General features: G+C 43.8%; 23 protein-coding genes. 18 read left to right on the forward strand and 5 right to left on the reverse strand.

Annotated features, from left to right (window positions below; all coding sequences use genetic code 11):
* Nucleotides 1–1,215, forward strand: a complete 1,215-nt coding sequence (locus QMA41_RS11225; protein ID WP_281629672.1) for a DUF1552 domain-containing protein — start codon at nucleotides 1–3, stop codon at nucleotides 1,213–1,215.
* A 58-nt stretch (nucleotides 1,216–1,273) separates the two neighbouring features.
* On the opposite strand, the gene QMA41_RS11230 is transcribed toward QMA41_RS11225, so the two are convergent.
* Nucleotides 1,274–2,428: a hypothetical protein gene (locus QMA41_RS11230; protein ID WP_281629673.1), complete on the reverse strand. Its 1,155-nt coding sequence runs from the start codon at nucleotides 2,426–2,428 to the stop codon at nucleotides 1,274–1,276.
* Between the two features lie 385 nt (nucleotides 2,429–2,813).
* Here QMA41_RS11230 and QMA41_RS11235 point away from each other — a divergent pair, with 385 nt between their 5' ends.
* Together QMA41_RS11235 and QMA41_RS11240 are read left to right on the forward strand one after the other, a co-directional pair.
* Entirely contained in the window at nucleotides 2,814–3,746 is a 933-nt protein-coding gene (locus QMA41_RS11235) for an AraC family transcriptional regulator (RefSeq protein WP_281629674.1), read from the forward strand.
* A 140-nt stretch (nucleotides 3,747–3,886) separates the two neighbouring features.
* Nucleotides 3,887–6,001 carry a TonB-dependent siderophore receptor gene (locus QMA41_RS11240; RefSeq protein ID WP_281629675.1) on the forward strand — a complete coding sequence of 705 codons (2,115 nt, stop codon included), beginning with the start codon at nucleotides 3,887–3,889 and terminating at the stop codon, nucleotides 5,999–6,001.
* A 60-nt stretch (nucleotides 6,002–6,061) separates the two neighbouring features.
* On the opposite strand, the gene QMA41_RS11245 is transcribed toward QMA41_RS11240, so the two are convergent.
* Nucleotides 6,062–7,732: a S8 family serine peptidase gene (locus QMA41_RS11245; protein ID WP_281629676.1), complete on the reverse strand. Its 1,671-nt coding sequence runs from the start codon at nucleotides 7,730–7,732 to the stop codon at nucleotides 6,062–6,064.
* 836 nt (nucleotides 7,733–8,568) lie between these two features.
* On the opposite strand from QMA41_RS11245, the gene QMA41_RS11250 reads away from it, so the two are divergent.
* Together QMA41_RS11250 and QMA41_RS11255 are read left to right on the forward strand one after the other, a co-directional pair.
* Entirely contained in the window at nucleotides 8,569–9,999 is a 1,431-nt protein-coding gene (locus tag QMA41_RS11250) for an EAL domain-containing protein (protein ID WP_281629677.1), read from the forward strand.
* A 68-nt stretch (nucleotides 10,000–10,067) separates the two neighbouring features.
* The gene (locus QMA41_RS11255) at nucleotides 10,068–12,017 is read left to right on the forward strand and encodes a methyl-accepting chemotaxis protein (protein WP_281629678.1); all 1,950 of its coding nucleotides are present in this window, start codon (nucleotides 10,068–10,070) and stop codon (nucleotides 12,015–12,017) included.
* Between the two features lie 81 nt (nucleotides 12,018–12,098).
* On the opposite strand, the gene QMA41_RS11260 is transcribed toward QMA41_RS11255, so the two are convergent.
* The 3 genes from QMA41_RS11260 to QMA41_RS11270 form a co-directional block, all read right to left on the reverse strand.
* A complete protein-coding gene (locus QMA41_RS11260; protein ID WP_281629679.1) occupies nucleotides 12,099–12,314 on the reverse strand; it encodes a hypothetical protein in 216 nt (71 codons plus the stop codon).
* 40 nt (nucleotides 12,315–12,354) lie between these two features.
* A complete protein-coding gene (locus tag QMA41_RS11265; RefSeq protein WP_281629680.1) occupies nucleotides 12,355–13,683 on the reverse strand; it encodes a hypothetical protein in 1,329 nt (442 codons plus the stop codon).
* A 170-nt stretch (nucleotides 13,684–13,853) separates the two neighbouring features.
* Nucleotides 13,854–15,158 carry a dicarboxylate/amino acid:cation symporter gene (locus QMA41_RS11270; RefSeq protein WP_281629681.1) on the reverse strand — a complete coding sequence of 435 codons (1,305 nt, stop codon included), beginning with the start codon at nucleotides 15,156–15,158 and terminating at the stop codon, nucleotides 13,854–13,856.
* A gap of 580 nt (nucleotides 15,159–15,738) precedes the next feature.
* Between QMA41_RS11270 and QMA41_RS11275 the strand changes: the two genes are divergently transcribed.
* The 13 genes from QMA41_RS11275 to QMA41_RS11335 all read left to right on the forward strand — a co-directional run bounded on the left by QMA41_RS11275 (nucleotide 15,739) and on the right by QMA41_RS11335 (nucleotide 24,706).
* Nucleotides 15,739–16,950, forward strand: coding sequence for an AraC family transcriptional regulator (locus QMA41_RS11275; protein WP_281629682.1), 1,212 nt, complete (start codon nucleotides 15,739–15,741; stop codon nucleotides 16,948–16,950).
* A 101-nt stretch (nucleotides 16,951–17,051) separates the two neighbouring features.
* Nucleotides 17,052–17,252 (forward strand): RebB family R body protein, encoded by a 201-nt coding sequence (locus tag QMA41_RS11280; protein WP_006960107.1) that lies wholly within the window; start codon nucleotides 17,052–17,054, stop codon nucleotides 17,250–17,252.
* Nucleotides 17,253–17,304: 52 nt separating this feature from the next.
* Nucleotides 17,305–17,571 carry a RebB family R body protein gene (locus QMA41_RS11285; protein ID WP_006960108.1) on the forward strand — a complete coding sequence of 89 codons (267 nt, stop codon included), beginning with the start codon at nucleotides 17,305–17,307 and terminating at the stop codon, nucleotides 17,569–17,571.
* Between the two features lie 23 nt (nucleotides 17,572–17,594).
* Nucleotides 17,595–17,855, forward strand: coding sequence for a RebB family R body protein (locus tag QMA41_RS11290; protein ID WP_006960109.1), 261 nt, complete (start codon nucleotides 17,595–17,597; stop codon nucleotides 17,853–17,855).
* Between the two features lie 53 nt (nucleotides 17,856–17,908).
* A complete protein-coding gene (locus QMA41_RS11295; protein ID WP_006960110.1) occupies nucleotides 17,909–18,172 on the forward strand; it encodes a RebB family R body protein in 264 nt (87 codons plus the stop codon).
* 59 nt (nucleotides 18,173–18,231) lie between these two features.
* Nucleotides 18,232–18,525: a RebB family R body protein gene (locus tag QMA41_RS11300; protein WP_006960111.1), complete on the forward strand. Its 294-nt coding sequence runs from the start codon at nucleotides 18,232–18,234 to the stop codon at nucleotides 18,523–18,525.
* An 86-nt stretch (nucleotides 18,526–18,611) separates the two neighbouring features.
* The gene (locus QMA41_RS11305) at nucleotides 18,612–19,037 is read left to right on the forward strand and encodes a RebB family R body protein (protein ID WP_281629683.1); all 426 of its coding nucleotides are present in this window, start codon (nucleotides 18,612–18,614) and stop codon (nucleotides 19,035–19,037) included.
* Entirely contained in the window at nucleotides 19,027–19,290 is a 264-nt protein-coding gene (locus tag QMA41_RS11310; RefSeq protein ID WP_040122256.1) for a hypothetical protein, read from the forward strand. The genes QMA41_RS11305 and QMA41_RS11310 overlap by 11 nt, the downstream gene beginning before the upstream one ends.
* 11 nt (nucleotides 19,291–19,301) lie before the next feature.
* On the forward strand, nucleotides 19,302–19,574 hold the full coding sequence (locus QMA41_RS11315; protein WP_019277222.1) for a RebB family R body protein: 273 nt from the start codon (nucleotides 19,302–19,304) through the stop codon (nucleotides 19,572–19,574).
* A 94-nt stretch (nucleotides 19,575–19,668) separates the two neighbouring features.
* The gene (locus QMA41_RS11320; RefSeq protein ID WP_045974328.1) at nucleotides 19,669–19,860 is read left to right on the forward strand and encodes a RebB family R body protein; all 192 of its coding nucleotides are present in this window, start codon (nucleotides 19,669–19,671) and stop codon (nucleotides 19,858–19,860) included.
* Nucleotides 19,861–19,873: 13 nt separating this feature from the next.
* The gene (locus QMA41_RS11325; protein WP_006960116.1) at nucleotides 19,874–20,140 is read left to right on the forward strand and encodes a hypothetical protein; all 267 of its coding nucleotides are present in this window, start codon (nucleotides 19,874–19,876) and stop codon (nucleotides 20,138–20,140) included.
* A gap of 161 nt (nucleotides 20,141–20,301) precedes the next feature.
* Nucleotides 20,302–23,823, forward strand: coding sequence for a toxin VasX (locus QMA41_RS11330; RefSeq protein WP_281629684.1), 3,522 nt, complete (start codon nucleotides 20,302–20,304; stop codon nucleotides 23,821–23,823).
* A gap of 4 nt (nucleotides 23,824–23,827) precedes the next feature.
* Nucleotides 23,828–24,706 (forward strand): hypothetical protein, encoded by an 879-nt coding sequence (locus QMA41_RS11335; protein WP_281629685.1) that lies wholly within the window; start codon nucleotides 23,828–23,830, stop codon nucleotides 24,704–24,706.
* Nucleotides 24,707–24,764 lie beyond the last annotated feature (58 nt).

Raw genomic sequence — 24,764 nt, forward strand, 5'->3', positions numbered from 1 at the left:
ATGAAAACAGTGACTAATGTATCTCGAAGAGCATTTTTAAAAACATCTGTGGCAACAGGGGTAGGTGCTGGTTTGAGTACTTTACCTATGGTTTCTCTTGCGGCAAGTGGTACGGATCAAACTAAGTTCATTTTTATAAACTTTTCAGATGGCTATCCGCGGGGGACCTGGCACCCCAGTGGGGAATCCGGCAGCTTAGAGATGAATGACTGTACCAAGGACTTAGCGCCTTACAAAGATGACATTGTCTTCTTTACAGGGTGCGAAAGCAAAGGTGGAACTGGTCACACAGGTTACAGAGGTGTATGGCAAGAGAAAGAGGGGCAGGGATCAATTGATGTGCATTTTGAACCTGTATTCTCGCAAGGTATGCCTAAAAGAGCGGTTCGAATTGGTGTAGATACTGATTATTGGGGGCACGGTGAATTTGTGCCCAGTCGATCTGTTGCGGGCGCTGGCTTATCACACAATGATGACCCTGATGCTGTCTTCTCCCAATTATTTGGTTCTCAAGAAGGTGGAGGTAACCCAATGGAGCAGCGTAAGTTGGACCTATTAGCCACCTATCTTGACGATGTCGGCATTTTGAGTCGTAACCTACAAGGCCTAGAGGAGAGCAAACTCGACACTTACGTTACGGCAACGACAGACACCAAAACTGAGCTGGAGAATGCGCTTAACAGTTCAGGCCAATGCTCTACAGCACTTTATGAGAGTGAAAGTTATGGCCGGGATAAAAGAGCAGACTTGCAAGTTGCTAACGCAGCACTAGCGCTATCTTGCGAAAAAACTCGCATTGTATCGTTGCAATTTGGTACATCGAACGACTCTAAAGTGGTTGAAACAGTCAGTACCACTGTCCCTCATGATGCGTCTCATTATGGCTCAGACTTAATGAAGCAAACCTATATCGCTCATCGTCAATGGTATGTAAGTAAAATCATTCTATTGATAGAGTACTTAAAGCAACTCAACCTGTATGACGATTGTATGATCTACGTGACGTCAGAAATGGATGATGGTCAGGCTCACAGCTCCAATGATGTCCCATGTATGTTGATTGGCGGTAAAAACACTAAGCTGGCAACTCAGACTGGAGGGAAAATCATTCGTAACGTTGGTCCGATAGGAAGGGTACTGAGCTCCTTCGCTGACGCATATGGAGTACCGGTTCCTTACACTAGTGGATTAATATCAGGCGTGTTCAGAACATAAACGGCTCTTTCGTAATGCCTACTCCCCTCAACCAAATTTAGGTTGAGGGGAGTTTGTTTTATTTTTGTACGACCACTAACTGGTAAACAGCTGCCCCTTCATAATATCCTCCGCTTTTTGGGCGTAACGATGTTGCCATTAACAAACTTGTATTAATTCCAAACCAGCCTGCTAAGTAGTTTTCTGGATCATTGAACTCATCGTTAAGATCATAGATGTTGCCTTTGCTATCCCAAAGTACAGGTCTTAGGAATAGGTCTCCACTATCGAAAGATGATGAGGTTGCTCCTGCAATGTAGTCATTCTCTAGAACATGAGTGGTTCTTGTTCCACCGTAAGGAGATTCTTCCATAGGCAGTCTTTGCTTCGAGTTGATGTTATACCTCCAAGGGTTTGCATAACTCATGCGGTCGACACCGGTCATTAGACCTGAATTGTTCGCGGCCGTGGCGAGTGTTCCCCAAGGGTAGTCGGTTTGATCGAGGATTACTTGTGTCCTTTTACCCTTCTTATCCCAGTAAGTTGCTGTTTCATTATTGATCTCATTGCCATGGCTACTCCCGACCACAAGGCTCTTGTTGTTAAGATCGGTCGCTTCCGACATAGAATTATCAGAAGTGCTCTCTAGGATCTCTAAGCCTGACTTTTCATCCCAACGCCAAGCAAGTGTAGAGCGAGCCCCTACCATATTTGGAAAGACTGAGGTCCCAGCAATTTTTCCACTTTCGTTGATACTAATGGATTCCTGAATCATCTGATCTGCCATTCCAAGCTCATTTTCTTCAATGAACTTCTGAATAGGGGTGTCTACTTCGTCTTGTAAACTCTGGACTTCTCCTTTCTTAGTCCATATCGCGGAATAGCAAGTGTTTGAGTCGCAGACTTTAGCGGTAGCATCACCACTATTGTTAATATCTAATGGTTCAGACCTGATAATATCGTCGGTGATAAGCCACTCTACACCGTTGCTTTCACTCCATCGAAACATCGCACGTACGTAAAAGTCAGGAGTATCTGGCCATGTGCTATTGCTATCCACAAATCCAATAACATGGTTACTATCGCTTACGACTCTTGGGTAGTCTGGTATATCAGCGACCTTTTTAAATTCAAAAGTAATGTTGTTGGGTTCTACAGTTTGTTCTTGATAGTTAGCTATTGCCATTGGAGAGATAAAGGGTGCGAGAGCGATAGCTACACCGATCATTTTCATGTTGTTCTTCCTTGTGTATTAAGTGTATTTGATTGGTTAGTTAGCCCCCATATCGTTGATTACAGCCAATTGTTTCTCAAATGTTAAATTGTGATTAATTTTTAATTACTGGATTGTGGTGCTATGAATTCTTTGGTTTTTCTACGCTGTCGTTGGTATTGATATTGTTTTATATGAAGTATATAAAAGCAGCAAATGTATTTGATTTTATCTTTTTCAACCTTTTTTTATTTTTGTGCACCAAAATGAATACTTAGTCGGTATTTGTGAGTGGAATTTCACCGTGCCTCTTTATGTAAGATGGGTGTTTTATCAATTGGTATTAATTCTCATTTGTGAATTTGCTAGGATAGACAGATTCCCTCTTATTTGATTGAGATGCAGCATGACGACAGGCAAGTCAACAGAACGACCTTCTAACGTGTTTAGTCGGATAAGCAAGGTACTGTCGTTTATTCATCAGCACATCAGTGAACCGCTATCGTTGGATGATATTGCACGCCAAAGCTGTTGGTCACGTTGGCAACTGCAGCGCGTATTCCAGACCGAAACAGGCATGGCGGTGGCCACTTATGTTCGAGAGCTCAAGCTCAGCCAGGCTGCAGAACGGTTGATCGACACTTCCGATAGGGTGATTGATATCGCTCTGGAGCTTGGTTTTAGCTCAGAAATCAGCTTCAGTCGCTCGTTCAAGCAAGTGTTTGGCCTCAGTCCCAGAGCTTATCGTAAACAAGGTCTCAGAACGGGGTTACGTAAACCTATTCAGGTCTCTCAACGCACGGCTGAAGAGGCCTGCCCTCTTTTCGTTGAAGTGAGAGTGGAATCCAAAAATGAGTTTTTCCTAAAAGGACTTCATGGTGAAATTAATGGCTTATTCGCACTCAATCCTGACTTTCAGCAAAAAGTCCCTGCATTGTGGCACCGATTAGAGCAAACCCTCCCAGACGAACCTGAGCGGCCAGTTGCTTTAACAGGCGTCATTGATATCACTCAAAGCCATTTTGACGGCAGTAATATGGAATATTGGGCAGGGGTGGAATTAACCGATGATCTGTTGTTGCCTCAACTACCTTCTGCCATCTCTTCTGAACTGAGTACTTTGGTGGTGCCTGCGCAAACGTACGCGGTTGTTAAACATTGTGGCCCGGTGGTGCATTTGCCAAAAACACTGGAGTGGTTTCTGCTTAATTGGTTACCTAATTCTGGCTATCGAGGTATTGATGGCTATGAACTCGAATGCTATCCCGCCAATTACAATCAACATGATACCGATGCAGTTATGGAATATTGGATTCCTGTTGAACGCTTGCCTCAATGATCAAATGAACGACCTACTGATAGTTAACTAAATTATTTCGCGTAAGATGCACCAAATTGTTAACTTTCCTGTTTCTCAGGTTTGTAGAATGCAAATGAGATTTATTCTTAATAAGAAAAGCATTGGTACTTGAGGGACACATGACAACTCCAACAAATTTTAAGCGCTCAACACTTACTTTAGCGCTGCTTACCGCCTTTTCAGCCCCTGTAATGGCTGCGGATGAAGTCAGTCAAGATACAACTGAACTAGAAACCATCACTGTGATGGGCAAAGCCTATCGGAATACGGCAACCAAAACATCGCTAGAACCTGAAGAAACACCACAAAGTATCTCGATTATTGAAGGAGAGCAGCTTGCACAGCGTGGTGTGAAGTCTTTAAATCAAGCGCTACGTTATGCGCCAGGTGTTGTGACAGAGCAGAAAGGTGCGGCTGTCACCATGTATGACACCTTTTCGATTCGTGGTTTTAAAGTTAACCAAAGCTACTATGATGGCCTAGTGCTCCAGTCTCTGGCTGGTTGGAATCTACAACCACAAATTGATCCGGTTGCGTTACAACAAATAGAAGTGTTTAAGGGTCCGACGTCCGTTCTATACGGTACCATGCCTCCAGGTGGTATGATTAACATGATCGCCAAAGCACCTCAGCAAGAAAAAGCGACCGAAGTCAGCTTTGCAACGGGATCGCGTAACCTTGTTGAAGCATCCATTGATACCACGGGTCAAATTGGAGATGGTCCACTTTCTTACCGCATTATCGCACTTGCACGCACTCAGGATGGTCAGGTCGACAACACCAAAGAAGAGCGCTATGTGTTTGCACCATCACTGGATTGGCAAGTGTTTGAGCGCACTCTGATTAACTTCAATATGTATTATCAAAATGATCCTGAAATGGGGATGAACTCTTCCCTGCCGTCGTCAGGTATGTTTGTTAGCAATCCAAATGGCTCAACATCACCTTCGACATTCATTGGTGACACAGACTGGAACACATTCGAACGTGAAGTGCTGATGCTGGGTTACAAGGTCAATCACGAGTTTGAGAGCGGCTGGACATTCTTGCAAAATGCTCGCTTTACGGATGCATCTCTCTATCAGGAAAATACCTATATGCCGAGTGGCGGGTTTGATCCATCGACAGGGAATATTGCACAGTTGGCTTATAGTACGGATGAGGAATCAACTGGTTTTACGATTGATAACCAACTTTCTGGCACCATAGATCTTGCTGGGGCAGAGCATAACATCTTGCTTGGCGTTGATTACCAGAATCTAGATGGAACCTCCGATCAAGTCTACTTCTCGACTCCATTTATGACGAACATCTTCAATCCAAACAGTAATTTGATTGATCGCGATAACATGGGAGCATCTTCTACTGCGCGAGATGAAGTGGAAGTAAAACAACTGGGTTTCTATCTCCAGGATCAAGTGCGCTTGGATAAACTGGTTCTGATTGCTGGTGGACGTTATGACTTGTATGAAGGCGAATGGTATGGCTCAAAAGCGGATCAAAACCATTTCTCTTATCGAGTTGGGGCTTTATATGAACTGCCTTACGGTTTCTCGCCATACGTTAACTACGCGACCAGCTTTGAACCTGTTACAGGTGGGAATGATGGCAAACAGTTTGTGCCAGAAGAGGGTAAGCAGATTGAAGGTGGTATCAAATACGAGTCAGAGGATTACTCGAAAGCGGCCACACTGGGTTTATTCCAGATTGTAAAAGAAAACATGCTTGTCGCTGATCCATCGGATCCGACATATCAACGTAAGATTCAGGTTGGCGAAGTGACGTCCAAGGGTGTTGAACTTGAAGGTCGTTGGGTTGTTAATGAAGCATTGGATGTGAATGCATCTTACACCTACACCGATATGACGATCAGTAAGGATGTTCAATTTGAGGGTAAAACCCCAATTTATGTACCAGATCATACGGCAAACCTTTGGGCGAACTACTACTTCTATAAGGGTGCATTAAACGGCCTTAGAGTCAGTGGTGGAGGACGTTATGTGGGTGAGATGGAAATTGATGCTCAGAACACTGGTAAGGTGCCATCCTACACTATTGCAGATCTGTCTCTTGGTTATGACTTAGGTACAGTCAGCGAGTCGTTAACGGGCGCGAATGCTAACCTTATTGTCAACAACTTGTTTAATGAAGAGTACTATACCTGCTATGACAGCAATAACTGTTGGTATGGTGCTGAACAGTCTGTTGAAGTGAACGTCAAATACGAGTTCTAATTTCCCGATAGGCAGGGCCAAAAAGCAGCCAAATTGGCTGCTTTTTCTTTGTTTCTAATACTATTTACAGGCTGAGGCTTGTACCTCTCGCCATACGCCCCATTCCCCTCCAGTACCAGGTGTATCTCCTTTAGTCCACCAGTGGTTCTCCCAGAACTTACCGTTCCAAGTAACAACATTCCCTGGTAAGTCATAGATTTTTGATTTGTCCCAGACTTCGCAGGAAACGTCTTCTACGACATAGTGAACTGATACTTGAGAGCTATCACTGAGTTGATTATCAGATACCGTTAACTGAAAAACGTAGTGTGTGTCTTGCTGAGTATCAGGTATATAGGCTTGTGTTGTTACTGCGTTGTCACTGACGATATTGACTTGATGTGATTGAGGTGAAACCACTTTCCATTGATAGGAAAGGGTATCGTTGTCAGGATCATAAGATGCTGACGCATCCAGCTCAATATAACCAGATTGGTTGACTTCAGTATGGCTTATTGTCGCTTTCGCGATAGGTGCAGTATTGATGTTATTGCTTTCTATCTGAGTATATAGCAAGCGGTTTGGTGAACCTGAGCCCACATCAAACAAGGCGTTTTCGGTTGTCTGGTTGATAAGCGTTTGTTTGAGCTCCTCTGTTGTGGCTTCCGGGTTCATTTGTAGTAAACGAGCTATGTGACCAGTAACATGTGGGGCTGCCATTGAGGTGCCATTCATTATTTTGGAACCACCTCCATCTGCCGCTGAAGTGATGTGATCACCGGGTGCGAAAAGTGAAACACAGTTTCCCCAGTTAGAGCTGTGGGCGCGGTAATCGTCATTAGTGGAGGAGCCGACAGTGATAGAGTAGTCTGAATGAGGGCTTTTTGTACATGCGTCGGTATCATTGTTGCCCGCAGAATGTACAAACGAAATGTTATGTGTCTGCACAATGGTGTCTACAGCTTCATCCATTGCATGCCATCGTTCGTCTCTCGAAATACTGTAATTGATAACAGCAGGTTTACCTTGTTGTTTGGCATGATCGACAACCCAGTCAAATGCGTTAAGAATCTTTTCGCCGTTGCCTTTGCCCTCGCAATTGAGCACCCGCACTGAATAGATGTCAGCTTCTGGGGCAATTCCAAAGCGATTCCCGGCTGCTGTTCCAGCAACGTGAGTACCATGTCCACGACAGTCAGATGCATCACCGTCGTTATCTACAAAGTCCCAACCAGACACTGCCCGACCGCCAAAGTCTGAATGGGAGAGATCGATTCCTGAGTCGACAATATATATTGAAACACCTTTCCCCGTATATTGTCCTACATCATAAGTTCCATCGAGTGGAAGGTTCCTTTGATCTGAACGATCCAACCCCCACGATGGGGCTGAGCTGCCCTGAATTTGAGTAGCGTTATCCGACGTAAATGTCACGTTTTTATACACCCCTTTTACTTTGGGGTGCTTCTTGAGTTGCTCTGCCTGCTTTTCGGATAACGTGGCTGAAAAACTCCTTAAGTTTTCGAAAGAACGGGAAATTTGCCCCTTGGACTTAGCTGAGTTCCGTGCTTCTCTAGTAGGGCTTTCGTCGATAATCTCTTGCGCGATATCCTTCACCTTGGTGTGAGGTGAATTGTTTTGGGCTGCAATATCTTTTAAAACCACAATATACGTATCATTCGCATCAGCATGGGCTGGGAAGTATAAGGCTGTTGATAAAATAGAAAGTGCTATCCTGGATTTAATCCTCATTTTTCATTTCCTTATGTACGGTGTATTAGAGCGAAATTGTTCTAGAGTCTTGAAATTGAAACTTCCGCTGTTGAAGCTTTTTAATTTGTAGCTAAGTTATTAATGATTGTTTAGTCAGAAATTGGTTTTTTATTATTAATAATAATGATGATTTATATTTTAATAATTTACTTTCAGTAGTGGATATGGTGCTAAGGAGGTGTAATAAGAACTGAATGATTTTATTTACTTGTTCGTTAATAATAGAAAGATAACTAGTGGCGATTGAGGTATCACAGTGATAATCGATCTTATTTTTGCTTTTATCCTACTTTTTTCTTGTTTTTATGACTTTGTCTAAGGTTAGATAGTTAATCGCCATACTTTAGAAAATATAAATAACCAGTTACAAAATATGCATCATTAATCTTATGAATTCGCGTAGATACTTTTGTGACATCAATGGTTAAATAGCTTTAATTAACTCTGTTGGTTATATCCGTAAGCTCATTTTAACTCGAATAAAAAGTCTAATAAAAACATTAACGGGGTAAGGGATGTTCTATTCATTTAACTTAAGTAATGATAGATCGCTAAGTTTAATTCTTAATGGGAGCTTGTTATACAGCGTTGAGGATAAAGCAAAGAAATTGGAATTTGATTTAAACGATAAGGAACGTTTTGTTTTAGAGTTTTTAGTCGAGAATTCATCAAGGGAATTTCCGTCAAGCCCGAGGGATATCGAAGCCGCATATAAAGATTATTATCAGGGTGAATTTGGTCTATATGCACTTAAAAACACAATTGCATCATTGCGAAAAAAGTATAAACACCTTGTTGCTGAATACAGTGGTTCTATGGAAGACAAAGAACTGATTGTTAATGTGTTTAAAAAGGGCTACTACGTTGACCTAGATCTTATTGTAAACAATCAAATTAAAGAAAGCATCGTTGCTAACTTCAATAGTTATAAGCCTTCCAATCTGGAGATGCTTTGGCTCTTTCTGAAAATCTACCATTTGACGGTGTTAAACAGAGCGACGAAGGCTCTTTCACTCGCAGGCTTTGTTATTGCACTTCTCTATGTTTTCCAAATTTGGCACTTGAGCTCCATTGTTGGGAAGTACAGTTATAATACGGATCAAGTGGCGCAAGCACTTATGACTCTTGGTTGTCATGATCGTGAAACCGTGACGGCGTTTAACCGATCGTTGAATCTGGATTCAGCGCTGTTGCTTGCAGAATCTCAGTCCTGCCTTGTCGATCGAGATGCCGTCAAAACGCTTAGCAGAGAGCAGGTAGAAAAGTTTCTGGGGTTACCTCAATTTGTTTACACGATTAGAGAGAACTTACCAAGCGGTTCGGTGGTGATCGGCCGAATTTCTGCCAGTGCAATTGAGAACCGTTATCGAAATAACCTATGGCCTGTGCTCATCGATGCCGTGACTATAAACAATAGAGTCTCTAACGTCTTTACGACGGGAAATCAGTCGGGCATTAGGGTATTTAGTGCGACCTTTGACAACGGTACTAGTGTTGCCTTCTATAGTCACAATTTGTTGAGCGAATGGCTAAGTCTATTTGTTGTGTTTTTGGTTGGATTTTATGGCAATCGATTGCTGCGATTTGGAAAGTTTTGTCACGACTGGGCAACACTGCGCTACAAGCTCGAAAAGATTATTGATACCACCTGCAAAACCGTCCTTTATCATGAAGTGTTAACTAGAGTGAAGCACCGCACGGCACTGCAATATATCGCAAACCTAACGCAAAACCAGCTCGTCACTTTTCATACTGTTCTGATAGCCAAAACGATAGCTAACGCCCGAGCTCACGGAGTCGTTGGGGTATATGGTATGAACTTATGCCCAAGCTCACTGTTAAACAAGAACTTCTACGTTTTGGAAAAGTACCTCCAGATTTTGGAACCCAATGAGGTGGTTTTAGAACTGACCGAGAACTCGAACCAGCCATATAGCAAAGAAATCTACGCCAATATCACTCACCTTAAGTCGCTGGGCTTTCATATAGCATTAGATGACTTTGGTACCGGAAACAATAACGTTCAGATTGTTCAGCGAGTGTCTCCAGATTATCTCAAAGTAGACAAAGAATTTATTCGAGGTATTGAGTCGAATGAAGTCAAAAAAAAGCTGCTCATGACATTATCGGATATCGGCACCATGTCGGATTGTAAGATCATACAAGAAGGTGTTGAAACCATCGAGCAGCAGGAAATCTTGTGCAAACTTGGCTATCGATTTCAGCAAGGCTATCTCTATAGCTAGGACATGAGCCATGAATTCTTTTACTTACTCTCCAGAGTATTCAGATAAACCGCTAAATGGAACTAAACATGAAGTATAAATTCCGAGATATTCCGATTTTATATCAAATTTTAACCCCTGTTATTCTCTCCATTTTCTTGTTCATTGGTGCTGTCCTGTTAGCTAGTGATAAGCTCAATAACACCTATACAAACTCTCAGCTTTCGGCTGATACAGTTTCTTACTCGACTTCTCTTCAGGAGGCTGAACGAGTGATCTGGCGCCTACGAAGAGAAGCGACTCAAGCCATAGTGGGAGAGCTAGATTGGCCCGAATTCTACAAACTCTCGGATGAACTTGAAATTCAGTTTAGGGAACACTTACGGGCAGCAAAAACCTCTGCAGCATATGATGAAGCATTGGAGTCTGATTTTCTAAAGTTAGAGTCCGGTTTGAACGTATTTCAGGCATCGATGGAAGAAGCAGGCAAGCTTTCGGCGTTAGTGCTTGAAGAGTATCAACACTTACCGTGGTTGTATGAGGAAATCAATGATACCGACACGAAGGTCTTATCAGACAACGAATTAGATCTGACAGCAAAAAACAACTGGCAAAAAGCTCGTGCAGAGTTGTTTATTGAATCGACTCAGATTCAAACATACTTTGCTGAGTTGATGAAGGATTACAATCCAGAAAGTCGCGAGAAATTGCAACAAGGCTTAGATGCGATGCTGGAGACGATTCAACGTTTAAACAATCAAATTGTAAATGACAACATAGGTATCTCTCTGACCGAATATCGAGTTTCGGTGTCAGATGTGAATGATTTGAATGCGAAGTTAGCCAATATCAGTGATGATGTTTCTGAAATGGGTCTAGATCTTCGAGTAAAAGTATCTGAGCTTGCTTCTCTCGCCAATCAACGAGCCGGTGAGGCCTCGGATACCAGCCTGGTGCTTATCAATGAAACTCAGACGACTTTGGTTGGCGCTTTGATAGTCTCTGCTTTGTTGGCAGCTTCTATTGGTTATTTTTGTGCTAGCGCGATAAAAACCAATCTTATGAAGCTTCAGTTTGTGATTCAGTCGGTATCACAGGGTGAATTGTTTAATAAAACCCATATGAGCTCGAAAAATGAGATCGGTATGCTTTGCAGCAATACTGACTCGACCGTTGACTCGTTAAGTCAAACGGTAGACAAGCTTCGCAATGTGGGGACGGAAGTGTCGTCATCTTCTACCGAGTTAGCTGCAGTTATGACACAGCTAGAAGCGAACTCTATGGAACAGAAGGCGCAAGTAGAGTTGATTGCATCTGCTATTACTGAACTTGCAACCAGCTCCACTCAAGTTGCGGCTTCAGCACAAGCTGCAGATCAAAATGCTAAATCGGTGATCGATATAACCAATATTGGTGTCGAATCTGCACAGCATGGGGTTGAACTATCAACTGAGCTGACTCGAGAGCTAAGCAAGACTTCTAATGTTGCTTCAAGCCTCCAGGAGCTTAGTGAAAATGTGTCTGGCTTCGTTAGCATGATTGAAAATGTCGCTGAGCAAACCAATTTGCTGGCGCTAAACGCTGCGATTGAAGCAGCACGAGCGGGTGAGAGTGGTCGAGGCTTTGCTGTCGTGGCTGATGAAGTCCGTGTTCTGGCCCAACGCACCGCAGAAAGTACAGGATCAATACAAGAACTGGTGGTCTCCCTACAAACTCGCGCGACAGAAATGACGGACTCTGTAGGAGGCTGTATTGAGAAAGTCGAGCAGGCATCAACCATTAACCAGCAGACTCGAGAACAACTAACGACTATAGCGGATGAAATTAGTCACATCTCTATGAACAATAACGAAATGGCCTCAGCTGCCGATGAACAAAGTCGGGCTATCGTATCGATTAATGAGAATATCGAAGGGATAAACGAAGCCTTGACTCAGAATGTTACTGGTATTTCTCAAAGTACTGAGGCTGCTTCATATCTTTCTGAGTTATCAGAAAACCAGTCATTGCAGTTACAGTTTTTCCGAACAGCCTCATAAAATCGCACTAGGCCCTAACCATGAGTTTGGTTGGGGCCTTTCATATTGAGCTATTCAAAATGGCATGAATGACAACGGACTTTACAAAGAGTCAAATCGAGAGGTTTTTTCAACTATTACTTTAATCCCATCTATAAAGAAGGGGAGCTTTCTGTTCGCAACTTCTGGGCAAGCGGAATAAACCACTAAACAAGGTGTTTTGTTGCTCTCGGTAATACCAACACCGATGACACCGTCTACCTTCATCCACTCATCTTGCCACTTAGCTTGTACTTCTTCTATTGTGAGTTTTTTCATCGTAAATGAGGCCCAGAGAGTTCTCTGGGCCTTTTAGATATCAAAAGTTAGTCGTCGTGGTATTTGAGCAGACATTCGTGTCTTTTTCACAAACCTTATGTTTGTAGCTCCCACCACCTTTATTGTTGATGTTATCTGTGTAAAACCCAGTGTTTCCTACAGTAGCAACAACGCTTCCATCCCTATATATATCAACGTCCGTTGCGGCACTGCCTGACCACTCAAGGTTTGCTTTTTGGAGCCCCTTAACTTTGTAGCCTGACGTTGTTAGCGAAATATCGCCACTTGGAGGTGGCGGTGGTGGTGCTTCAGAATCGATTGTCACGTTGAATCGAGCTAAAACTGGATCGATTGGTGAAGCTATAGTGCGAGTTGACGAACCAGCAAATAGCAAGCCGACAGGGTTATTTCCCTCACTTGTTACTATCAAAGAGCCAGAATCACCGCCAGAACTGAACGAACCATCTGAAATACTGATTTGTCCTACGAAACGAGCCAATTTGGTACATGTCGTACTGCCCTCGTAGCACACGTCAACTGTCACGTTGATTGCCGCAACGATACCTTGAGTGAAGCCAGTTGTTCTACCGTATTTTTTCACAGATTGATTGAGCGTTGCATTCACAGTTTGTGAATTTGGTATTCCGTACCCGCCTTCCGGAGTCGAGGTACCGAGCTCTCCAGCACTGGTGAGAGCGACAGCGGCATCCATAGTATTCTCAGCCCCTCCGAATAGAATAGGCTCATAGTCTGTGAGTGTGGCAAAGGTATCACCATTTTCAACACCACCATCATACGGTCCAGGCTGTAGCATGTTTTCTGGAATACTGGTGTCATTTGAGTTGGCAAAAACGTGATTGTTACTTAGTGCAAACACATTTGTACCATCTGTTACACGAGCGCCAATTGTGCCTGCCGTAATCGCTGGGTGGCCAGTAGATACTCCAATGGGCACTGGTCTATCAAAACGTGTCGTAGGGTCAACAGGATCTGGGTCTGGCTCGGGGTCGGAAAAACACTCAGGAGGGCGTTGAGATGGTGGACCTCCACAGGTTGGAGGAGCAAAGGAATAAAAGCGGCCAGTATAGACTTCCTTCACAGCAACGCCATCTAACCATTTTGGTATACCTTTTGGCGTCGGTGTATCAGTAAAGACCACTATTACACCTGTACCATTTTCATCTACAGATAAGCCATGGCCGACTACACCAGACGTTTGCATGAGAGACTCATTGTGTTTTTCCTGAGCAGCAGCGGCGACAGCAAGTCCGGGGGGAATTTCAAATGGAGGAGCAGCGAGGGCTATCAAAGACCATAGTGTACTGATTGATATTGCAATCAGTTTTATAAACCAATGTTTGAACTGCATAACTCAATACTCCTCTGAAAGTTTATTGATATTAGTGTCAATTATGGTTGGTTAATCGATAGTTTGCGTAGGTATTTGGAGGGGTTTAAGGAATAAAAAATAGAACTGTTTGACCCATAAAGAGAAAACCCGGGAAATAATCCCGGGTTTATTTTGCTTCGGCAGAGCAACTAGGCTTCAGAGCGCTTCAGATGAACTTCTTCTTCTTTCGCGCCTGCCATTGGGTCGTTGAAGCGTGACTCATCCAGAGCCCCTTCTGACTTAGCAACGATAACCGTTACCGCGCTGTCACCTGTGATGTTTACAGCAGTACGGATCATGTCTAGTAGACGGTCTACACCCATAATTAGTGCGATACCTTCTAGTGGTAGACCTACTTGGTTAAGTACCATTGCTAGCATGACCAGACCTACGCCCGGAACACCAGCCGTACCGATAGACGCAAGCGTTGCTGTCATGATCACCATCAGGTAATCACCCATAGTCAGGTCAATGTTGAATGCCTGAGCAATAAAGGCTGTCGCAACACCTTGCATGATGGCCGTACCATCCATGTTTACGGTTGCGCCTAGTGGAACCGTGAACGAAGAAATACGGTTATCAACGCCCATGCGGTTCTTTGCTGTTTCCATCGTGACAGGGATTGTCGCGTTGGAAGATGCAGTCGAAAACGCGAACATGATGGCGTCTTCCATCTTCTTCAGGAAAGTGATTGGGCTAAGACCAGTGAAGCCTTTCAGCATCACGCTGTAGGTGACTAGGCCGTGAATCACAAGTGTGCCCGCCAGAACGAGGAAGTATTCCGCTAAGTTTAGAATTGCACTCAGACCTAGACCTGTGAATAGCTTCGCCATTAGGAAGAACACACCGTAAGGGGCTAGGTTCATCAGTAGCGCAACCAGCTTCATGATGACCTCATTCAGGTCAGCAAATACAGCGGCAATACGCTCACCTGGTTTACCCGCGGCACTGATCGCGATACCAAACAGTACAGCAAATACGATGATCTGAAGGGTTTTACCTTCAGCCATGGCGCTGATCGGGTTGGTTGGGAACATGTCTATAATGACCTGGCCCAGAGACGGTGCTTCTGCGGATTTGAATGAGCTCGCTGCGGTCAGATCAGCACCTGCACCTGGCTGGAATAGGTTACCCATAGTCAGCGCAAGCGTAATCGCAACAGCGGTTGTAGTAATATAGAAAGCGAGTGTTTTACCACCCATTCGGCCTAAAGTAGATAGGTCTTTCAGTGAGCTTGTACCACAAACCAGTGAAACAAAAACCAGCGGGACAACAAGCATTTTTAAGCTGGCAACGAAAATCTGGCCACCAACTTCAAACAGTCCATTGACGATGTATGTGTCGACAAATCCGTTGTCGGCAAAAAGGCTGCGAATCGCAAAACCTGTCAAGATACCCGCAACCATGCCCAGAATTACTCGGCTGGTTAGCGACATTGGTTTCTTGGTATTCATAGTGAACACTCCTTATAGTTATGCACCTTGAGTTCACTTCAAGGCGTGCAGGAGGTTATCAGTCGAACCGGAAAATACGAAAGTAAAATGCATTATCAGATTTATAGATGTGATCTTTATCACTGGAGATTATTGGGTTTTAACTCCGTGATAACAATGTTAGTTAAATGTTTTATCTAAGTATTTTCAAATTTCACATCTTGTTTGGGAGGTGTTAAAAAACAAGTCATTCTCATTACCTGTGGAATTAGGTGCATATGGAGGTCGGATGACTTGATGCTTGCATAGATAATCAATAGTTATGCACTTTTTAGTGTGCCTGATAGGGAGATGTTAAGCCCTTTTCATCGAAATGACGCACGGTTTTCCTTTGCCATCACTTGTTTCTCGTGCGTTGGGCGTGGATAACAACAGTTATCGTGTTAATTATTCCTTTGTAAATGCTAGTCACTTCATATTCAACGGGTTTCTCACTGCTTTAACCGTGAATTTAGCCAATAACACCAATTTACCTAGGGATGTTCACCTTAGCATAGAAGCTCGACGTCAGAGACTACATTAAAATAAAGGAATAATTACAATGTCAGAGCTAAGCTACGCCAATACAGGAGCGGCCGGAAATGGCCTTCCTATGGTACTTAATAATTACAATTCGTTCCCACATAACCCTGTTAATAGAAGTGGAGCAGAGTACCCTCTGCTAGGCTTATCCCCTTCAATACAGAGAATCCAAAGTCAGATTGAATTTGCTGCCAGAACCAACTATCCGGTATTTATCAGCGGAGAGACAGGGACGGAAAAACGCTCCATCGCCTCTCTTATTCATCTAAACCGACTGGAAGGTAAAGGCCGCTTTATTCTTATCCCGCCAACCATCCATAATCAGTCACAATTTAAAGCGTACCTAGAGAGTAGCCTCAATCGAGCGAAGCAAGGCACTTTGTATCTCTCTGAAGTTGATGTGTTGCCACAGGAAAAGAAAGACTATCTGACCACCTTATTCAGTCAGGAAGAGTTTCAAAGTTGTTTGACTGAAAAAAAGGTCCAGCTGATAGTCTCCTGTACCGAGTCAATCAACAGTGCGGAAGGAAATCGGCAATTTTTGGCTAAGTTACTGGGGACAGAGGTTCCGCACCTAGAGCTTCATATCCCGCCAGTCAGGGAGCGTAAACAAGACCTCTCCAACCACATCGACCATATACTCAATAAACTCCAATCCTTTACCACTACACGATTTACCCCCGAAGCGATTCAGCTTCTTCATAAATACCACTGGCCGGGTAATGTTGAGCAGTTGCAGCGCGTCATTGTGACTCTAGCGTCCTGTTGCAATAACAACATTGATGTTGAAGACATTCAGAATCTCGATCTTTTCCCCGAAAGTGAAACCTTCGACATTGTTGAAGCTGTATTAAGTCAAGAGTTCAGTGGATTCCGTCATCTTCACCCAGGATTGTTAAAAGCGCTCAACTATATGAGCGAGAACTTCACCGAAGAACTGACGTTAGCCGATCTCTCTAACGCGGCGTTTACTAGCCAGTCCCACCTTTCTTATCTATTCCGCCAGCACATTGGCTACTCATTTAAGTCACTACTGGTTCAGGTGCGTATCTGTTATGCCAAGCAGCTAATTGATGAATCACCGATGATGAAAGTGACGGAAGTATGCCTGCAATCCGGGTTCGGTGACCTGAGTCATTTCGAAAAAATGTTCAAGAGAAATGTTGGCTGCACACCACGTCAGTACCGACAGAAAGAACGAGAAAAAGCGCGCCTCTTCACGACGAATTAAGTTGGTGAAAAGGCCGTAATTCTTGATGGATTTGACCAAGTTATCAAGCGGACTTCTTCTTAATATGGAAAGCATAGAGACGAACATCAAGAGCCTCTGAAATGGAAATCAACATCGAAAAAATGCTGAGTCAATTTACGCCGACAACATCGCGCAATATGTACCTCAATATGGTGGCCGATTCGTTAGGGAAAGCATCACAAAATGCGACTCATGCTCAGCAGCAAATTCAGACCATAGTGGTCACCAATACGGCGTTAGGTTCCGGGTTGATTTATTCCATTGCAGCAAAAGGGTCTTAGTCAGTTTTGAGGTGCAATGCGGCACTTCTTAACCAGCAAAGGAGCATTTGATATGCCAGTAAATGATGCGGTCACCGATTCTGTGACGCAAGTAAACACCGAGGTAGTGGGTGATACCCCCGCTGTTGCGAGTGGAAACCTGTTGCTTTCTACCAGTCAGGCAATGGGCATCTCCGCACTCAACAGTACAGGGGCGAACCAACAAGCGACTTTGGTCCATCAGTCTTCGACAGTGCAGGGAGTGAACTCGTTGCTCGCTACAGGTACCGCGGTTATAGGCCGTAGTGTCGAACTCATCCTAGAACCTAGCGCAAGCTAATTAACTGAAATTAGGAGCAAATTATGCCAGTTAATGAACAAGTAACAGACTCAGTAACACAGGTGAACACGAAAGTTGTTGGTGAAACTCCAGCAATGGCAATGGGTAACCTGTTGATGTCTACCAGCCACGCTTTGAGTAATGCTGCTCACAACGCGACGGCTGCACAGCAGCAAGCACAAATCACTATGCAGGCTGCAACAGTACAGGGTGTGAACTCTTTGATGGCAATCGGTTCTTCGGTCATTGGCCGTGGTGCTGAAGGCATCATCGAAAAAGGCTAATTACAGCCAGGTTGGAAAAAACTAATTGTTAACAACAAATAAGGAACGAAACAATGCCAGTTAATGAACAAGTAACAGACTCAGTAACACAGGTGAACACAAAAGTGGTTGGTGAAACTCCGGCAATGGCAATGGGTAACTTGCTAATGTCTACCAGCCAAGCGTTAGGCACTGCAGCTCACAACGCGACAAGCGGCCAGCAGCAAGCACAAATTACTATGCAGGCAGCAACGGTTCAAGGCGTTAACTCGCTTATGTCTATCGGTTCTTCGGTTGTTGGCCGAAGTGCAGAAGGCATCATCGAAAAAGACTCGTAATGCCATACGCACCTTTGTCAGTCTGATGACTGGCAAAGGTGTATTTGAAGGAGATGTGAATGAAAACGGTAAACACACCCCCTGATCAGGCAGAGTCAGCATTCCACGCGGCGAATCAATCTGTGGCTCAGTCCACCGCCATGGCACTTGCGGATGCAACAGACAATCTGCGCAACCTGAACACATTGAGTACCACTGCGATTGGCACGGCGTTAAGCCAACTTCTGGAAACGGGTGATCCTAAGTACATGGACATTATCGACCAGGCGCAAAAAGTGGTGACGAACGGCGCCGAAAACTTCGGTGTGGTCGGCGATAAAGTAGCGACTGTGCTACACGATCGCTCTCAGTAACTATTGCTGTTCTTCTCATTTCCATTTCAGGTTTGTGAGTTCAGCATTCGTTTCAGCGCCTGTTGAAGGCATCGCAAGGAGTGAACATGAAAGAGCAGGATACAAGATTCGAAAACGAGTTCGAACAGGAACTCTCGCAAAACGCTATCGACCAGTTTAATACGTTGCAGGCGTTCTCGTCGCAACCAACCAGCTTGCTGGAAACCACATTGGCTGACACGTTGGGTTTGTCCATGCACAACGCAGTTAGTACTCAACAACAGTCTCAAATGACCACCGCGGCTTCGGTGACGAACGCCTGCGCCCGCTTACTTCAGACTCAAACTCGACCGACGGTTGAAGCGAAAGTTGAGCCTAAAACTGAGCCCGCCATCTTTGTCGATGCCAGTCATCGGTTAGGAAGAGAGGACGGCGGCAGTGAAGACATTCAGGAAGAGGCTGAAGAGAAAAAACGCTCATTCAGCTTGTTACGTTTTCTGAAGAGAAACAAAGGGGCGAACGATGACCAGTAATGACACGATGAAGTTTGATGTCAATGAACAGCTCAAGCAGATTGAGTCGTTCACCGAGCGGCAACAACAGGACGTGCAAAAGTTGATTGCAGAGTCACAGAAGCGTTTTGGTTCAGGCCAGGTGACTGAGTCCATCGATGAAGTGGAAAACGCGGTCACGGGTATGTTGGATAACATCGAAGGCCAGCTTGAGCAGGAAATCAGCAAAATCAATCAGCAGCTGCAGGAGCTGCTGCCAAATGAAATTCAATAAGTGAGGTTATCATGCCGAAAAAAGTCAACGAGCAGATCACGGACTCTGTAACTCAAACCAATACTCAAGTGCTGGCGGGATCACCTGCTAATGCGATGGGTAACCTGTTTACCTCTATGGGCTTGGCGATGTCGAACCTGAACAATAACGCGACATCAGCGCAGCAACAGGCAAACATTGGTATGCAGGCGGCCACAGTTCAAGGTGTCAACGCACTAACGGCTATAGGCACTGCAGTTTTGGGTCGAGCAACAGAAGCGATCGTCGAAAAAGACGAAGAATAAACGCCAGCACACTTTGAGTTTCTTGCCAAAAGTACCATTTGACCCAACGGCCAATTCAGTTAATGACATTGGCCTTTTGTTTTAGGAGTGAACCATGAGTGATAAAAACAGTGCGGAAGACCTCAAACAAGTGTCAGAGATGATCGATCAGCTGACAGAGTCAGCCATGTCAGACACCATGGGTCTGCACATGCAAAACGCCGTGACCATACAGCAAGGTATGCAGGCGATTAGCAATGCTTCAACCTCGACAGCTTGTGCCTTGATCCTCAAAAAAGGCGGCTAACGGGTAGCCGCTAATGTCGAATGAGAGCACGACTGACAAGGCCAAACAATCGGTCGCTCAATCTACCGCCATCGCAGTGCAAGACGCTGCCGACAACTTGCGCAACCTCAACACGATCAGTACCACCGCTATCGGTGTTGCTCTGTCTGAACTTCTTGCCACAGGTGACCCAAAATACGTTCAGGTTATCGAGCAAGCTCAGAAAATCATGGAAAAAGGCACCGCTAACTTTGCCGAATTGGGTGAAAAAGCGGCTGATGTGGCAAAGAAGTTTGGTTAGTCAGGTGCTCAAGAATTTGTTTAAAAACACAACTTCTTGTTCAAATTAGCAAAATGTTGTGTAAACAAGAAAAGACACATTTTAATCATTTGAATTAGTTAACTTTTTATTAGGTACGCTATTTGCTTAATCCAGATAATTTTTGTCCGTCTGGTGTAACTATGAGCAACCACAACCCCCTTCCTCCTAAGAAATCCATGTTTTGGAACGATCAGAGCTTCAGCCATGATGATGCGCTCACAGCGTATGAACAAGATGGCACCCTGATTTCCTTCAATCAGATGTCTGACTTGGAATCTGATGATATTGCAGGATCGCCACCTGAACACAGCATGTTTTGGGAAGGGGGGACGGAAAAGATTGAACCGCCAGAACAAGGCGTACCCGAAGAAAAGCTCAACCTAAAGAAAAAAGAGGTAGAAGGGGAAACAATCAATATTGTTCCTGTGCGTTACGCGATAGATGAAATCGAAGACCCGGAAGCTGAACCTGCTACAAAGCCATTTGGATTGCCTGAAGAGTGGAAGGGGAAAGGCTCAACAAAATACAGTGCAGATTCAGGCTTAAGTTATACGCTAAGACAACTGCGTGATGGTTGGCTATACGTTTATGATCACTTGACAAAAGAGCTCGATGAATACGAAGTGAAGGGCGTGAACTTTACTCAGTATCTGATGAGCGAAAGTGAAGATCCTGAACTAGGTAAAGACAGTCGCGGTCAGGCACAAGAAGCAAAGCCTTATATCACTTATTCTACAAAAACCGCCATTTCATGTGTGTTCTCAAAACATCGTTGGAGCTGGGAAAGCTACGAAAGAGTCCGTGCTGGCGAAGCGAAAAACGGCCAGTTTATGTCTACTCGGGCATTAAAGCTGCCAGATGCTTCTGATGTTGGCGATATTGAGCTGCTATCACAAGTGGCGGATATAGAGGAGAGTGCGGTAGAGGACCAGCGTTTTTCTAACAGTAGTGTTCTAACCTCGGTGGATAGTGAGTACCCAGATCTAGAAGTGAAACCTGTGGCATCCTCAGCCGAGATTAAAAGTGCTTTACCACCTGAAGAAGCCGCTTGCATCATGGCAATTGATGACTACTTGGCAGAAGGGAGGGATGTTTCTGCGTATTTTGTAGGTGTTGCGTCCCCTTATCGGTTGTTCGAAGAACAATACACCAACCAATGGGCCCTGATGCAAACCGCCATGCAGCTTTGCATGTTTGGCTCAAAAGATGATCTCAAGATGCCATCTATCGTCAAGCGAAGAGGCCAAGAGCTTGAGTTCTATAAAGACCTTTCTAGCTACTATTCGAGCCGAAATATTATTGATATTGCGAAGAAAAATGAGGCATACCCAGGGCAGTTCAATGAAATAAACAGTGAACTTAATAAACTCTATGGCTCGAATATGTCTTCGGCTATGGAGTCAAAAGAGGCGTATTTCGAAGAGAAATACAGTGTCTCGCCTACCAAACTAAAAAGCTACGATACATGGGCAGCAACAGATAAATGGAGAAAAATGCTGGACTGGCAGCGAATGTTCTCTGAAATGGAGGAGCTGACCAAGAAGCGCGAGGAACTCTTCGAACCGGTGGCAAAGGTGAGAGAAGATTTTCACAAGAACTTAGAGAAACTTTCCCCTCACCGTGTTGAGTGGCTAATGGACTTATGGGATAGGGAAACTCAGGATGAGCTACTCCACTATCACATGCAAATAGTCGAGGCAGTTACTTTTATCCAAAGTGAACAAGATCAAGAGTTTGTTGCCGCACAATTTGACAACCCGACGACGATTATCCCACTAAACACCAGTGGTTTTAGCCGTGAGCTATTCAGTATTCTAGGTTCCGCTATTCCACTAAGTATCGATGATGCATCAGCGATTTCGGCGGATCAGCAAACAGAACCTTCAATGCAGGACAAGTTTGCTTCGGCAGCTTCAAACTGGGGAAGCGCTACAGGTATTTACAGCAAGCTGGTGGATTTTCTCACCAACGAAGATGTTTATAGCAGTGAACTGCTTAAACCTCTGAGTGACGGAGCCAAGAATATTCACCTGCTTATCCACGAATTTGTTGAAGCGCTGTCACTTGCTGCGCCAAAAACGGGTGCCAGCTTCATCGCTCAGTCATCCGTACTGTTTCTATCTGCAGTTGCCCCGACTGCCACTGCGAATACAACTTACATGAGAATGGCCATGGCTGAACGCCTTGCTCTCAAGATGGGGCTGGAAGTGCCAGATGACTACTCAACGAAATTTGTCGAGTGGCGAGATAAGATCAAACGTAATGAGGCAATTTTAAAAGAATCTAAAGCGATGGTGGATGCGTTTAATCGTAATGATAAATCAGTATCCAAGAGTGCTTTCAAAGCGGCTAGGGAAAAGTACACCAACGCTAAAAAAGTACTCAGAGCCAGCATGTTGGAGTACCCACAAAAGATTGTCTTACCGAGAGATTTCGCATCTGCGATGGCAAACGCACATATGGACATCCTTAAGGGTAAATTTGAGAGGCTCGGAGATTACTATAAGTCAGTAGGCGGGCTCGGCTTCATCGGTCTGTTATTCAACCTGATTTCATTTCATGACGCCTTGGAAGACGCATTTGAGGATGATTTTGTTCAGACAGATGAGTACCTGGCAATTATTCAAACAGGGATGTACTCGCTTTCTGCAGTTGTTGGTATTAGAACAAGCCAAGTTTGGTCGTCTCAACTGGGTAATGAGACCTTACGAAGATACTCTTTAAAGACTCTTACATCTAGGCAGATTGAGATGGGTGTAGATACTGCACAATTAAAGCAACTTAGTTTGTATAACAAATGGCTGGCAGGAACTGCCTTGCTAGGTTTATTAGCCACCTCAATCGAAGGTTATAGAGTTTACAATCGCTACACTAGTGCAAAATCCAGTGTTGAAAAGAACTTACTGCTTATACAAGGTACTTCTCTAGTATCCTCAAGTGTAGTTCTAGGCCTTCAGACAGTTGGCTATTCAGGAATGTTATCCCTGTCTCTTACAGCAGGACTATTTGCAACTGCTATTCTGGCAGTGGCAGCTATTGTTTATGTTGCTACGACAATTCTACTAGAGCGTGAAAAGAAAGATGACTATCAAAGATGGTTGTCTAACCTTCCTTGGGGGTATTCTTCAACGAGGGGCAGATGGAGTACCTCTCAAGAACTTGAAGCATCTGTAGAGGAAAATTCGAAACTAGTGAATGAAGCTCTTGCAGAGCTAGACAAATTAATAAGACAGCCAGTTATTAAGCAAGAGCCAATTCTATCTGTCGAAAGTGGAAATTCAAGCTATCCTGCAGTGATTTCGCATCAGGTAGCACTTAAAATAACATTACGTATACCTAACACAATTAATATTGATGCCCTTAGAATTTCTGCTTCTCATGAAACAAAAGAGTGGCTGAAGGTCGACAAGAATCAGGAGCATATTGAATATAGTTCAATAATGACAACTTCTTCAGAGCCTACTAGCAAGTATGTGACATTAAAAGTAGAATATTTAGGTCTAAACATGGTATCTGGAGAGCTAGTGTCAAATACTGAGTATGTTTACCAAAATGCTCTTAATGAAAAGAGCACATATACAGCAGAGTTTGATGCTAGTTTGTCAAAACAATATCAGTCACTTTTGAATGATGATAGTAGAATAATACAAATCCGAGGGTGAGAAGTTGGCACATTTACCTTTTTATATAACGTTAGAAGAATTCTCAGAGTTACAAAAAAAACAGATAGAAGATATAGAGAATAGTACTCAGGCTTTTTCTTGGACCAGTTTTAACTTAGATGAAAAAGATAGATGGCTTAGAAAAAAGTGGTGGTTTTTTCCTATTCTATTAATTTCTGCACTTCTGATCGGTATTGGTTTAGTTGCGGATATAGAAATGTGGAAAAACATGGAAGGGCTTGCTATTTCTACTTTAGTCGGACTCTCTATAGGCTGGTTTGCTACATATATAAGCTTTGCATCGGATGATCGGTTTGATTACATTTTATCCAAAAAAGGTATTGTTGTGCACCAGAGCTTAGGAGAGCCACTTTGGGTTCCTAACGTAGTTAAAATTATTGGGGCTTTGGGAAGCGCAGTTTGTTTAATCCTTGTTGCTTTTGTTGGCCCTGCAGTGTTAGTGGGTGCCGGAAGCTTTATGCTGGTATCGTTTTTCTTGATAAATAGAAAGCAAGATGAACCTTATCGTCGAGTAGTTCCATATGACCAATTCATGGCTATAAGGGCTAATAGAGAAAGAAATATTATATGTATATTTACAAGTATTGATTCATGTATTCCATCAATGAAGAATGAAGGGTATATATATCGAGCGTTAGCGAAAGCGAGTATACCTATTTTCCCTGAAAACGAAGCGCAATATTCAAATATTATTTCACTTTTAGAAAATGATATTGGGCTAGTTGTTGAAAATGTTGAAGATCTCGACTTGATTTATGACACTGAACAAGGTCCAGAATCATTCAAAACCTTCCATCAAAAAGGCGAGCACTATTCTATGGAAGAAGCTGTGACAAAAAGGGGAAATCCAGCCCACACCTAAAAAACCAAGATAAAGCATGACTTAATGCCTAAGCCAAAAAGATGCCTCGGTTAAACTG

It is taken from the genome of Vibrio sp. St2 (genome assembly GCF_947311885.1).
GTDB lineage: Bacteria > Pseudomonadota > Gammaproteobacteria > Enterobacterales > Vibrionaceae > Vibrio > Vibrio coralliilyticus.

Coding starts and splice junctions, on each gene's coding strand:
- QMA41_RS11245 (WP_281629676.1), bottom strand. CDS start 7,732: ATGAGGATTAAATCCAGGATAGCACTTTCTATTTTATCAACAGCCTTA.
- QMA41_RS11285 (WP_006960108.1), top strand. CDS start 17,305: ATGCCAGTAAATGATGCGGTCACCGATTCTGTGACGCAAGTAAACACC.
- QMA41_RS11230 (WP_281629673.1), bottom strand. CDS start 2,428: ATGAAAATGATCGGTGTAGCTATCGCTCTCGCACCCTTTATCTCTCCA.
- QMA41_RS11320 (WP_045974328.1), top strand. CDS start 19,669: ATGAGTGATAAAAACAGTGCGGAAGACCTCAAACAAGTGTCAGAGATG.
- QMA41_RS11295 (WP_006960110.1), top strand. CDS start 17,909: ATGCCAGTTAATGAACAAGTAACAGACTCAGTAACACAGGTGAACACA.
- QMA41_RS11310 (WP_040122256.1), top strand. CDS start 19,027: ATGACCAGTAATGACACGATGAAGTTTGATGTCAATGAACAGCTCAAG.
- QMA41_RS11265 (WP_281629680.1), bottom strand. CDS start 13,683: ATGCAGTTCAAACATTGGTTTATAAAACTGATTGCAATATCAATCAGT.
- QMA41_RS11300 (WP_006960111.1), top strand. CDS start 18,232: ATGAAAACGGTAAACACACCCCCTGATCAGGCAGAGTCAGCATTCCAC.
- QMA41_RS11250 (WP_281629677.1), top strand. CDS start 8,569: ATGGAAGACAAAGAACTGATTGTTAATGTGTTTAAAAAGGGCTACTAC.
- QMA41_RS11275 (WP_281629682.1), top strand. CDS start 15,739: ATGTCAGAGCTAAGCTACGCCAATACAGGAGCGGCCGGAAATGGCCTT.
- QMA41_RS11235 (WP_281629674.1), top strand. CDS start 2,814: ATGACGACAGGCAAGTCAACAGAACGACCTTCTAACGTGTTTAGTCGG.
- QMA41_RS11330 (WP_281629684.1), top strand. CDS start 20,302: ATGAGCAACCACAACCCCCTTCCTCCTAAGAAATCCATGTTTTGGAAC.
- QMA41_RS11240 (WP_281629675.1), top strand. CDS start 3,887: ATGACAACTCCAACAAATTTTAAGCGCTCAACACTTACTTTAGCGCTG.
- QMA41_RS11260 (WP_281629679.1), bottom strand. CDS start 12,314: ATGAAAAAACTCACAATAGAAGAAGTACAAGCTAAGTGGCAAGATGAG.
- QMA41_RS11225 (WP_281629672.1), top strand. CDS start 1: ATGAAAACAGTGACTAATGTATCTCGAAGAGCATTTTTAAAAACATCT.
- QMA41_RS11280 (WP_006960107.1), top strand. CDS start 17,052: ATGGAAATCAACATCGAAAAAATGCTGAGTCAATTTACGCCGACAACA.
- QMA41_RS11270 (WP_281629681.1), bottom strand. CDS start 15,158: ATGAATACCAAGAAACCAATGTCGCTAACCAGCCGAGTAATTCTGGGC.
- QMA41_RS11290 (WP_006960109.1), top strand. CDS start 17,595: ATGCCAGTTAATGAACAAGTAACAGACTCAGTAACACAGGTGAACACG.
- QMA41_RS11325 (WP_006960116.1), top strand. CDS start 19,874: ATGTCGAATGAGAGCACGACTGACAAGGCCAAACAATCGGTCGCTCAA.
- QMA41_RS11305 (WP_281629683.1), top strand. CDS start 18,612: ATGAAAGAGCAGGATACAAGATTCGAAAACGAGTTCGAACAGGAACTC.
- QMA41_RS11315 (WP_019277222.1), top strand. CDS start 19,302: ATGCCGAAAAAAGTCAACGAGCAGATCACGGACTCTGTAACTCAAACC.
- QMA41_RS11255 (WP_281629678.1), top strand. CDS start 10,068: ATGAAGTATAAATTCCGAGATATTCCGATTTTATATCAAATTTTAACC.